General features: G+C 61.5%; 10 protein-coding genes and 2 pseudogenes. 3 read left to right on the top strand and 9 right to left on the bottom strand.

What is annotated here, in order from left to right; all coding sequences use genetic code 11:
* Together OKC41_RS20755 and OKC41_RS20750 are read right to left on the bottom strand one after the other, a co-directional pair.
* On the bottom strand, positions 1-245 hold a 245-nt coding region (locus tag OKC41_RS20755; protein ID WP_270672336.1), incomplete at its 3' end, for a DUF3987 domain-containing protein.
* Positions 223-474: an AlpA family transcriptional regulator gene (locus tag OKC41_RS20750; RefSeq protein ID WP_099994259.1), complete on the bottom strand. Its 252-nt coding sequence runs from the start codon at positions 472-474 to the stop codon at positions 223-225. The genes OKC41_RS20750 and OKC41_RS20755, both read right to left, overlap by 23 nt.
* A gap of 265 nt (positions 475-739) precedes the next feature.
* Between OKC41_RS20750 and OKC41_RS20745 the strand changes: the two genes are divergently transcribed.
* The gene (locus tag OKC41_RS20745; RefSeq protein ID WP_041206322.1) at positions 740-1540 is read left to right on the top strand and encodes a heme ABC transporter ATP-binding protein; all 801 of its coding nucleotides are present in this window, start codon (positions 740-742) and stop codon (positions 1538-1540) included.
* A gap of 249 nt (positions 1541-1789) precedes the next feature.
* Here OKC41_RS20745 and OKC41_RS20740 read toward each other — a convergent pair whose 3' ends face one another.
* The gene (locus tag OKC41_RS20740) at positions 1790-2398 is read right to left on the bottom strand and encodes a YitT family protein (protein WP_005329125.1); all 609 of its coding nucleotides are present in this window, start codon (positions 2396-2398) and stop codon (positions 1790-1792) included.
* 303 nt (positions 2399-2701) lie between these two features.
* On the opposite strand from OKC41_RS20740, the gene OKC41_RS20735 reads away from it, so the two are divergent.
* Both OKC41_RS20735 and OKC41_RS20730 read left to right on the top strand, forming a co-directional pair.
* On the top strand, positions 2702-4063 hold the full coding sequence (locus OKC41_RS20735) for a UDP-glucose/GDP-mannose dehydrogenase family protein (RefSeq protein WP_041206324.1): 1362 nt from the start codon (positions 2702-2704) through the stop codon (positions 4061-4063).
* Positions 4060-5058, top strand: a complete 999-nt coding sequence (locus OKC41_RS20730) for an NAD-dependent epimerase (protein WP_005329119.1) — start codon at positions 4060-4062, stop codon at positions 5056-5058. Before OKC41_RS20735 ends, OKC41_RS20730 begins: the two co-directional genes overlap by 4 nt.
* A gap of 83 nt (positions 5059-5141) precedes the next feature.
* Here the strand turns inward: OKC41_RS20730 and OKC41_RS20725 are convergent, their stop codons facing one another.
* The 6 genes and pseudogenes from OKC41_RS20725 to OKC41_RS20700 form a co-directional block, all read right to left on the bottom strand.
* Positions 5142-6830, bottom strand: coding sequence for a glycosyltransferase family 39 protein (locus OKC41_RS20725; protein ID WP_041206327.1), 1689 nt, complete (start codon positions 6828-6830; stop codon positions 5142-5144).
* Positions 6820-7185: a lipid-A-disaccharide synthase N-terminal domain-containing protein gene (locus tag OKC41_RS20720; RefSeq protein ID WP_041206328.1), complete on the bottom strand. Its 366-nt coding sequence runs from the start codon at positions 7183-7185 to the stop codon at positions 6820-6822. The genes OKC41_RS20725 and OKC41_RS20720 overlap by 11 nt, the downstream gene beginning before the upstream one ends.
* An 88-nt stretch (positions 7186-7273) precedes the next feature.
* Positions 7274-8014 carry a glycosyltransferase family 2 protein gene (locus tag OKC41_RS20715; protein WP_005329116.1) on the bottom strand — a complete coding sequence of 247 codons (741 nt, stop codon included), beginning with the start codon at positions 8012-8014 and terminating at the stop codon, positions 7274-7276.
* A gap of 476 nt (positions 8015-8490) precedes the next feature.
* Positions 8491-9609 (bottom strand): annotated as a pseudogene (locus tag OKC41_RS20710) (IS4-like element IS50R family transposase); the annotation flags it as partial.
* Between the two features lie 9 nt (positions 9610-9618).
* Positions 9619-11040, bottom strand: a complete 1422-nt coding sequence (locus OKC41_RS20705) for an IS66-like element ISKpn15 family transposase (protein ID WP_032495448.1) — start codon at positions 11038-11040, stop codon at positions 9619-9621.
* Positions 11041-11138: 98 nt separating this feature from the next.
* Positions 11139-11462, bottom strand: a pseudogene (locus OKC41_RS20700) (transposase DNA-binding-containing protein); the annotation flags it as partial.
* Positions 11463-11631 lie beyond the last annotated feature (169 nt).

Here is an 11631-nt window from a genome sequence, read left to right as displayed (position 1 = left end):
TCGACCGTGCTTTTTCTCTCGCCAGAAGCAGCTAGAATTAGAGTGTAAAGTGATGCCGGTATTTTCATCTCACTTTTTGGGCTAATATCTACCAACTGCTGCGATGCGATAGCCATTACAGACAACATTTGAGTCAAGATCATAAATCTCGGGGCCTTTGTTTTATAGGCGACGACATCCAGTGTATCCCAAAGGGACTGATCTAACCGCTCAATGACAGCTTCAATGGCTCTGTGTTGATTCATTTTTGACCTCCATTGTTTGACTACTTTGTGACCTGGTTGCGATCCATTGATTGACCTCGCTCTGACGCCAGCCGATCGCTGACTTGCCAAGTTTTATCGCCTTGGGAAAGCTGGGATCATGCCGGGAAGACCTGGCGTTCAGCTTGTCATAAATTGTTGATCTAGCGAGGCTAATCATCTTTGTGAGCTCAGTCATCCTAATGATGCGATCTACTGTCTCTAGCGTCATGTGAAATCCTTCTAACGTCTGATTGAATGAGCTCGCATTATGACGAGACCATGGTGTAGGTTAAAAGGAGACAAACTACGGCCCCAATTCCAGGGCAAGTTTGTGAGCATTTTTTGAGCAAAAAAACCATAAAGCGAGCACAAATTGAGCGATTCGTACTCACCCATGCCAACTCTCAATTGCGCCAATCAATTGTTAATCGCCCATATCCAACTGCTGGCTCTTGATCAAGAGTCGCCGGACGCTGTAACAGGAGAACGCCACCTTGCCCGGATCCCCCCTGCTCGCTTGCCGCGGGCTCAACCTCACCCGGGGCAATCGCCTCATCCTGGACAACCTGGATCTCGACCTGCATGGGGGCAGCCTGACTGCCCTGCTCGGCCCGAACGGGGCGGGCAAGAGCTCGCTGCTCAAGTGCCTGACCGGCGAGCTGGCCTATGAAGGCAGCATTTCCCTGTTCGGCCGCGAGCGGCAGGGCTGGGCCGGCGACGCCCTGGCCCACAGGGTCGGGGTGCTGCCCCAGAGCTCGTCCTTGAGCTTCCCCTTCCTGTGCGAGGAGGTGGTGGCCATGGGGCGGCTGCCCCACAGCGAGCCCGCCAGCCGCCGCGACCAGATAGTGCGGGCCGCCATGACCCATGCCGGGGTCGAGCACCTGGCGGGTCGCCTCTACCCCGGCCTCTCCGGCGGGGAGCGCCAGCGGGTGCAGTTCGCCCGGGTACTGGCCCAGATCTGGCAGGAGCCGTCGCCGGGACGGCTGCCCGATCCCGAGCAGCCGCGGCTGCTGCTGCTCGACGAGCCCACCTCGGCCCTCGATCTCAAGTACCAGCACCAGCTGCTCACCATGGCCCGCGCCCTGGCCACCCGCAATACCGCCGTGCTGGTGGTGCTGCACGACCTCAACCTGGCGGCGCGCTACGCCGATCGGCTGGTGATGCTGGAGCAAGGGCGCCTGATGGCGGACGGCTCCCCGAGCGAGGTGCTCACGCCGGCGCTCATCGCCCGTCTCTACGATTATCCCGCCCAGGTCATCCACCACCCCGAGACGGGGCAGCCCATGGTGGTGTGATGCCGGGCGCATCGTCCTTCCTATCCACGACTATCCCGCCCAAGTCATTCACCACCCCGAGACGGGGCAGCCCATGGTGGTGTGATGCCAGGCGCATCGCCCTCCCTCTTCACGACTACCCCGCCCAAGTCATTCACCACCCCGAGACGGGGCAGCCCATGGTGGTGTGACTGGCCGGCATATTGATGAGATTAACAAACAAACAGAGCGCCCTCGGGCGCTCTGTTTGTTTGCAAAGTGACGGGTGACTCAGGCTATCTGGTAGCGGCCCGGCTTGTGATTGAGTGTCAACACCAGGTTACAGATGATGGCCGCGACCACGGAGAGCGCCAGCAGCCAGGGGGAGACCACGAAGAAGGAGGCGATGACGATGGCGCAATCAAGCCCCATTTGCAGCTTGCCAGCACGGACGCCGAACTTGTCCTGAATAAACAGCGCCAGGATGTTGAAGCCCCCCAGGCTCGCCTTGTGGCGAAACATGATGAGCAGCCCCATGCCGATCAGGGTGCCACCGATCAGGGCCGCATAGACGGGCTCTATCTTGCCTATCTGCAGCACGGCGTTGAGGTGATCCGTCATGAAGGAGACGGTGGCCACGGCGGCGAAGGTATTGAGGGTGAAGCGCGGCCCCATCCTGAGCCAGGCCAGGGCGTAGAACGGCAGGTTCATGGTGAAGAACAGCAGGCCGAAGCTCAGGCCTGTGACCTGCTGCAACAGCAGCGCCAATCCGGCGGTGCCGCCGGTGAGCAGACCGACCTGATGAAACAGGAAGATGCCGAGGGAAACGAAGCCTGCCGCGGTCAGCAGGGCGAGCACATCCTCATAGAGCGGATGGGCCGAACGGGGGGTGTTGTCCATAACCTTATGTCCAGTAGCGAAGTGAAAAGAGTGTCTGAGGCCCGATGACGGGCGCGAGCCCCGTGAGTCGGGACTTCGTTATGGTCACAGTGTCCATTTTGAGTGACCCGGATCACAAGTACGGGACCGAATGCGCCGAAATGGTGCGCGTCAGCGCCGCGTTACAACCCTTGCACCAAAATATGTCATCCCCTCTCCCCTCCCAGCCTGAAGATAACCTGAAAAACCCAGGGTATCTCGCTGTCAGCGAGTCAGAATCGTTCTAAAATGACCCCCTTGCCACTGGCTGCGGAGCGACAGCAGATGAGAGTCAGCGTATTCGGAATAGGTTATGTGGGACTGGTTCAGGCCGCCGTACTGGCCGAGATGGGCCACAGGGTGACCTGTGTGGATGTGGACGCAGCCAAAGTCGAGCGGCTGAGAGCGGGTATCATCCCCATCTTCGAGCCCGGCCTCGCCCCCCTGGTACAGACCAACCACCAGGCAGGCCGTCTGCTGTTCACCACGGATGTGGCCGAGGGGGTGGGTTTTGCCGAACTCATCTTCATCGCGGTCGGCACCCCGCCGGATGAAGATGGCTCAGCCGATCTCAAGCACGTGCTGGCGGTGGCCGGTACCATAGGTCGACTGATGCAGAGCGGCAAGGTGGTGATCAACAAGAGCACAGTGCCGGTCGGCACCGCCAACCGGGTGCACCAGCATATCGCCGCCATCCTTGCAGAGCGCGGGGTCGACCTCCCCCTCGAGGTGGTCTCCAACCCGGAGTTTCTCAAGGAGGGGGCCGCGGTGGCCGACTGCCTGCGGCCGGATCGCATCATCATCGGCACCGGCTCGGCCCACGCCATGTCTCTGCTTGAGGAGCTCTATGCCCCCTTCAACCGCAATCGGGATCGCATCATCCAGATGGACGCCCGCAGCGCCGAGCTGACCAAGTATGCCGCCAACGCCATGCTGGCCACCAAGATCTCCTTCATGAACGAGATGGCCACCCTGGCGGAGAAGCTCGGCGCCGACATCGAAGAAGTACGCAAGGGCATAGGCGCCGACCCGCGCATCGGCCACCACTTCATCTATCCCGGCTGCGGCTATGGCGGCTCCTGCTTCCCCAAGGACGTCAAGGCGCTGATCCACACTGCCAGCGAGGCAGGCTGCGATGCCCCCCTGCTGCATGCGGTGGAACGGGTCAACGACGGCCAGAAGCACAAGCTCATGGCCCGCCTGCAGCAGCACTTCGGCAGCGATCTGACGGGACGGACCTTCGCCCTCTGGGGCCTGGCCTTCAAGCCCAACACCGACGACATGCGCGAGGCACCGAGCCGGGTGCTGATGGAGGCGATCTGGGCCGCTGGCGGCAAGGTGCAGGCGTTCGATCCCGAGGCAATGACCGAGGCCCAGCGTCTCTATGGCCTGCGGGACGATCTGACTCTGTGCGGTACTCAGGAAGCGGCCCTCAAGGGAGCCGACGCCCTGCTCATCTGCACCGAATGGCAGCAGTTCCGCGCCCCGGACTTCGAGCTGATACAGCGTACCTTGAAACAGGCCGTCATCATCGACGGTCGCAACCTCTATGATCCGGCCCGCCTGCACCAGCGCGGCTTTACCTACTACGCCATCGGCCGGGGCGACAGTCTGGCCACCGGACTGCACAAGGAGCAACGGCAATGAAATATCTGGTCACCGGTGCCGCCGGATTCATCGGCTTCCATGTGGCGCAGAGGCTCTGCCACGACGGTCATCAGGTGGTCGGCATCGACAATCTCAACGACTACTACGAGGTGAGCCTGAAGGAGGCACGCCTCGCACGGCTCAGCCCCCTGCCCGGCTTTCGCTTCGAGCGCTTGGATCTCGCCGATCGGGTCGCCATGGCCGAGCTGTTCGCGCGCGAGCGGTTCGAGCGGGTGATCCACCTGGGTGCTCAGGCCGGGGTGCGCTATTCCCTCGACAACCCCTTCGCCTACGCCGACAGCAACCTCACCGGCACTCTCACTGTGTTGGAGGGATGCCACCATCACGGGGTCAAGCATCTGGTCTACGCCTCCTCGAGCTCGGTGTACGGCCTGAACGAGCAGATGCCGTTCAAGACCTCGGACGGGGTGGATCACCCTGTCTCCCTCTACGCGGCGAGCAAGAAGGCTAACGAGCTGATGGCCCACTCCTACTCCCACCTCTACGGCCTGCCCACCACGGGTCTGCGCTTCTTCACCGTCTACGGCCCCTGGGGTCGGCCCGACATGGCGCTGTTCAAGTTCGTGCGCGCCATCCTCAAGGGGGAGCCCATCGATATCTACAATCAGGGCCAGCTCAGTCGGGACTTCACCCATATCGACGACATAGTGGAGGGCATAGTGCGCATCGCGGACCGGCCGCCGGTCGGCGACCCGAACTGGCAGGGGCAGACCGATACCAGCCCGGCCCCCTACCGCCTCTTCAACATCGGCAACGGCAGCCCGGTGCGGCTGCTGGACTTCGTGGAGGCCATCGAGACTGCGCTCGGCAAGCCGGCGATCCGCAACCTGCTGCCCATGCAGCCCGGCGACGTGCTCGCCACCTGGGCCGACACCGAGGCGCTGTTCGAGGCGACCGGTTATAAACCCAAGATGGCGCTGCAAGAAGGGGTAGAGAGCTTCGTCGCTTGGTACAAGGCGTATTACCAAGTCTGACCGCGCCGAGAGATCTGACGATGAAGAGGGGCTGCCAATGGCAGCCCCTCTGTTTATCCGACTTATCCGTCTGCTGTCCGGGCTCAGGGCCCGGGGGTATAGCTGAAGGGCTCTATCTGTGGACTGAGACCGCGGCACTCCGGCTTGAGGGCATCCGCGCCAGCCAGCAGCCAGTCGGTGCGATGACGGTTGCCGAGGTTCGTCATCCGCACCGCATCGAAACACACCGTCATGATGTCGGCCGAGCCCAGCACATGGCGCCTGGGCCCGGCCGCCACCCAGGCCGCCGCCTCCCGGGCCTGCTCCCCGTCCCCCAGCAGGTAAGGATAATGGCGCACGGGTTGTAGAGCGAACAGCAGGTGCTGCTCCTTGAAGCCGGCCAGCAACAGCTCGTCGCCCACAGGCACCTGCTGCGCCGCCAGCGCCATCACCCCCTCCGGGGTGCGCATGTCGTTGAGCTTCACGCAGATCCAGCTGGAGTAGATCAGCCAGCCCACCGCCAGCGAGCAGAAGATGGCTGTGAGCGGTGCCCGGCGCAGCAAGGCGTTGAGCAGCAGCAACGCCGCCCCCATCGCCAGCAGGGGCAGCCAGGGCGCCGGGCCCAGATCCCCCAGCTTGCTCGCCAGCTTGGCGCTGAATGCCAGCGCCCCCGCCCCGCCCAAACAGATGATCCCCAGCAGCCAGCCGAGCCCGCCCAGCAGGCGCGCGGGCCAGACCCGCGCCAGCAGCTCGGCGACGAAGGGAGCCGTCAGCAGGGCCAGCGCCGGCGTGCCCGGCGTGACATAGACGCCGCGCTTGCCCGGCGACACCGAGAAGAAGACGATCACCAGCACCAGGTAGCCGAGCAGCAGGATGATGCGCTTGTCCTGCCCCAGGATGGCCTTGCGCCACGCCACCACCAGCCAGGGCAGCAGCAGGGAGACCGGCAGCCAGAACGGCGGGATCACCGAGGTGAGGTAGTACCAGAACGGTTTGACGTGATGCCAGGCGTTGGCATAGCGGGTCACCGTCTGGCGCAGCAGTATGTTGTCCCGGTAGGCCTGCAGCACGGGATCGCCGCTCTGGGCCACGGCGAGCAACATGGGCACCAGCCACAGGCCGATGGCCAGCAGCATGAACAGCGGCCCCGCCAGCCCCTTGAGCCAGTCGCTCCTGGAGGCGGCACGGATCTTCTCGCGGTGGGTCCAGATCGCAGGGATCAGGATTAGCAAGGCCAGCAGCCCCACCCCCTTGGTGATGATGCCAAGCCCGGCGGCGAACCAGCCGAGCCAGTACCAGCGCCAGCCGCCACCGCAGAGCAGGAAGCGGACGAAGCCGTAGACGCCGAGGGTGATGAAGAAGGTGACCAGCGCATCGATCTGCGCCGTCTTGGCCTGCAGGGTGAACTGGAGGGTAAACAGCAGCAACAGCCCTGCCAGGAAGCCCACCGAGGGGTTCCACAGGCGGCGGCCCATGTCCCACACCAGCGTGATGGTCAGCAGACCCGCCAGCAGGGAGGGCAGCAGAAACGCCACCTTGATGGAACCGGTCAGCAGATACCCCAGTGCTATCCCCCACATAAACATGGGGGGTTTGTCCGGGTAGATCTCGCCACCGCGCATGGGGAAGAGCCATTGCCCGCTCTCCACCATCTCCTTGGCGATCAGGGCGAAGCGCGGCTCGTCGGCGGGCCAGGGATCCCGCAGCCCGAGGCCGGCCCCCAGCACCACCAACGCGATCAGCAGCAGCCAGCCGAGAGATCTTTGATTGAGCAGGAAACGGTCATTTACCATGACGAGCCTCATAGTCGTTGACGACCTTGTCCCGCTTCCAGCCTCTGTGCTGGATATCCAGATAGAGGCTGTAGAGCGCGGTAAAGGTGGGGAAGAGGTTCTGCAACACGCCGACCGAGTCCTGTTTGGGCGAGAAGACGAAGTAGCTCAGGGTCATCAGGCTGCCGAGCACGCTCATGTACCAGAACAGGCGCGGGATCACCGGCTTGCCGGCGCGCTTGGAGGCGACGAACTGCACCAGCCAGCGGCCGCCGAACATCAGCGCCCCTGTGTAGCCGATGATCTTCCAGCCCGTCACATGCAGGCCAGTCCAGTCGAACCAGGTCAGCTCCATGGAGAGCAGGGCATCGATCATCGCCATCCTCCCAGGTGCAACCCGCCGACATGCAGGGCAAGCTCATCCCGGTCCAGCCAGATCGACGGCATCGAAAGCAGGGCATCGATCACTCCAATGTCTCCCTGATCTCGACCACCTTGGAGCGGCGCTGCAACCACCAGACGCCGACCACGTCCACCAACCCGACCCAGAGCCGGTTCCAGACGCCATATTTGGAGACACCCGCCTGCCTGGGTCTGTGGTTGACCGGCCAGGGGGACATGCGGCCACCCTGGGCCTGGATCAGGGCCGGGATGTAGCGGTGCATATGGTTGAAGCCGGGCAGGCGCAGATACCAGTCACGGCGCACCACCTTGAGGCCGCAGCCGGTATCCGGGATGCCATCCCGCAGCAGCAGATCGCGAAAACCGTTCGCGAGTTTGGACGAGAGGCGCTTCACCCAGTCATCGCGCCGATTGACGCGATGGCCGATGAGCCCGACCTGGTGCTTGTCCGAGGCGAAGCGACGCCTGGCCTCCTCCAGCATGGCGGGAATGTCGGCCGGATCGTTCTGACCATCGCCATCCAGCACCACCAGCCAGTCACCGCGGCCGTGGCGCACGCCACTCAGTACCGCCATGCTCTGGCCGACGGCCCTCGCATGACGCACCACCTGCAGCGCGGGGAATTGCGCCTTCAGACCGCAGAGCAGGGCGTAGCTGTCATCCTCGCTGCCATCGTCCACATAGATCAGCTCGTAGCTGTATTTCCCCGCCAACGCGGCATCGATCTCGCCGATGAGGGGGGCCAGATTGTCCCGCTCATCCTTGGCGGGCACCACGACAGAGACCTCGATTGAATCAACCATATGCGCTTCCCAATCATGACGAAGGATGCAATCGGTTCGATTGCGCCCCCCATTTCTATTTTATCGACAAGCTGACTAACATCATGCAAATACAAGGCGTTAGGCAGCAAGATCGGCAGTCTATTGCCACAAAAATAATAAATCTATCAATTTGAATTGTGCCATGGAGAAGAGGATCGCGAAGTGCAGCCACCTGGCGTTCGTCGCCAGAGTCTTTTCCTTCTCTGCCAAAAGTTCCATACCGTTTTCATCTCTGATGGCCGAACACATAACCAGATGTTCCATCTCCTGGCTGGCAACCCCCCCATATCGCACCTATATCTTGCGGATACGAAAGACGAGGTATCCATCATGCAGAGACTCTGCACCTGGAGCTGGGGACTCCTGCTACTGCTTGTCACACCATCCTCCCATGCCGATGCCTTTCGCCAGGCCCCGAAGGCGATGAGCGCCCTGCGTCAGGGCCTGTCTCTTGATCAGATCTTGATCCCCTGCGCCATCAGATCCTTGGCGGCAAGAAAGCCATCCAGTTTACTTTGCAGGGCTTCCCAACCTTCCCAGAGGGCGCCCCAGCTGGCAATTCCGGTTCGCTTGCTGTCCATAAAACCGCCCAGTCTAGCTATCGCCATGTAAGCCCACTGCAAGCTACCTGCTTTCTCTTTGCGCTTGCGTTTTCCCTTGTCCAGATAGCCCAGTAGCTGACATTCATCCGGGGTCAGCACCGTTTCTGCGGACTGGCTTTCTACGTGTTCCGCTTCCTTTAGCAGCCCTTGCGCCCTGAGTGCTTGCGGCAGCGTGAAGCTTTCTCTGAGCTGTAACAGCCTGACCGCAACAAACGAGAGGATCGAGACCATCCGCTCCAGATTATCCGGCTCCTCCATGCGTTGCCTCTCGGCTCCTGCTCCGGTTTTCCATGCCTTATGGAACTCCTCGATCCGCCAGCGATGGGTATAAATGTCGATGACGCGCAAGGCTTGGGCTAGCGACTCGACCGGTTCGCTGGTCAGCAACAACCATTTCAACGGGGTCTCACCCTTGGGCGGGTTAATCTCCTCGGCCAGCACCGCGTTGAGCGTGATATTCCCCTGTTTTAGCGTGATGCGCCCACTGCGCAGGCTCAAGCTCGCCTTGCGGGCTGGTCGATTTTTACGTTTACCGCGTTTATCCACCACGCCCTTTTGCGGAATGCTGATCTGATAGCCACCCAACTCCGGTTGGTTCTTCAGATGGTCGTACAGATACAACCCAGACTCTACGTCCTTGCGTGGGTGCTTGGAGCGCACCACGAAGCGCTCGTTATGCGCCAGTTTGTCCTGCAGATAAGCATGAATATCGGCTTCGCGGTCACAGACCGCAATCACGTTGCTCATCATGCTGCCCATGCGTAACCGGCTAGTTGCGGCCGCTGCCAGCCATTTGCCACTCTCCTTTTCATCCGCATCGGCAGGGTCATCCGGGCGCATCCACCACTCCTGATGCAGTAATCCTACGGTGCGGAATGTGGTGGCCTCGAGCAAGAGAACGGAGTGAACCCACCATCCGCGGGATTTATCCTGAATAGAGCCCAGCTTGCCAAGCTCTTCGGCGACCTGGTGGGTATCTATTCACCAGGACGGGGTTGACGGCATCAGTTCTGCCGGGATGGGATAATCTGTCTTCTCGATGCACGCCCTGACCACGGCCCTCAACCACTCCTGTGGGCAGCGGCCCAATCGCTTGCCGGTCTCCACCAACGACAGGATGCGCTGGCGAAACAGCTCGCCCCGGTGAGACCACACGCCGTAGCTACCCTTGCGCCAGAGCACATAGCCACGCAGCGCCCGCTCCGCCTCGTTGTTGGTCAGCGCTATTTCGTCGTCAGTCATAAACCGCCACAGCATCTCGTCATCCCGCAGCAGCAACTGGCATCGTCCACGGTAGCGTTTGCTGCACAACAGGGCGCCGCGCTCCAACTGGCTTCGCCAGCTTTGCCGGTAACGCGCGAGCCTGCGCAGGTATTTCTGCTTGCTCAACGCACCGCTTTCCCAACGGTGCCGGGTACGAAACACCGCATCCGCCAGCAAGACCAACCGGGCACCGATGGGCTGGTTGCACTGCTCGCTACTCTCGGCGATGGCCACGAGATTGCGGGCCACGTGGGCCCAGCACAGTTGCCGCTGGTCGGCGTCGATAAACCGGTAGCCGGCGTACTGGTCGGTCACCAGCACCCCGTCAAACTCGGCGCCCAGCAGCCGCTTGGCCGCCTCCTGACCACGGCCATAGGCCGTCATGAAGCAGACGGCTATCTTGCTCAGCGCCAGCCACATCCAGCGGCGCTCTCCACCCCGCTGATGCCGGGTCTCATCGGCATGAACGTGGGTGGCCGTCTGCACCTGCTGCTTGATGGCCTGGTAGGTCGGGGTGAGCATGGCACTCACCCGCCCCTGCGCCTCACTGATGGCGCCCCGGCTAAAACTCAGGCCGAAATGCTGTTTGAGCTGCTGCTGTATCTGGCTGACGCTCTGGTGAAACTGGCCGCTTTGCAGCGCGATGTAGCTGAGCAGATTGGCCCCCATCTGGCTGCTGCTGACGTTGTCTGGCAGTGCGGCCTGGGTCGTGCCGATACACCGTGAGCAGGTCGCACGATACAGTTGGTGTTCGGTGACGAGATAGCTCACCTCGGGCAGCTCGAACACCTGATGAACCTGATAGGGTTTGGCATGGGCCACCATGTCCCCGCCACAGCAAGCGCAATCGGCGGCAGGGTAATGCGGGACCAGGGTCAGGCGGGCATCAAGCGGATGCCGCTCGCGGCGATGTCCCTTGTGACCGGGCTGCGCCCCCCGTTGCTTGCCGGACGCCGGACGCTTGCGGGCCGGCGGCGGTGCACCGGGGCCGTCGCTGGAAGGCGGCTTGGAGGAGTTGCCGCTGTGCTGATTGAGGCGGTCCTCCAGCTCGGCGATGCGGTCGAGGAGCTTATAAATCAGCTCGTTGGCCTGCTCCAGAGTGGTGGGCATTCCCGCGGAATGCATGGTGTTTTTGCTCATGGGGGGAGCGTATCTAAGGAGCAGGATCAAGCAAGCAGGAAAGTGGGATCAAGAGACGATCGTCTCATTTTTCCTGTGTCAATACTGTTCCGGTGAATACTTACCTGGTGGCGATAACTCAAAGAGGTGGTGTCCTCAATGGCCAGCAGTTCGGGAAACTCCTGAGCCAACTTGACTGTTTGCATGGCGCCAGCCTTTCTGATCGCCTCGGCAGAAACGTTGGGATTGCGGATAAATCGGTAAGCGCCTTCCTGCATGGCTTCACTACCCTCTGATGAGATGGTTATTGATTTACCAGAATATTTTGCCAATTGGGCGGCGACGTTAACCAAGCGGGCAGTACGGCGAGGATCACCCAGCGCCGCCGAAGAGAACACAGATTTAGCCCAGTCGGCCGCACGATGAAGAGCAGAAGTTATCATGAACGTTACCATGTTAGGAGGTCACATGGAAGATCAGATCCTGGAAAACGGGAAAGGTTCCGTTCAGGACGCTACTTGTGTATAAGAGTCAGATCCAACTGTGTTCGTACAAAACACATCTTGAGTGTTCAAAAAATGCACATACAACCACTCTGCAACGAACCCAACA

Source organism: Aeromonas sp. QDB17, assembly GCF_027705305.1.
Lineage (GTDB): Bacteria > Pseudomonadota > Gammaproteobacteria > Enterobacterales > Aeromonadaceae > Aeromonas > Aeromonas caviae.
Note: the sequence above shows the minus strand (reverse complement) of the source record. Positions and strands in the feature narration are given on the sequence as shown.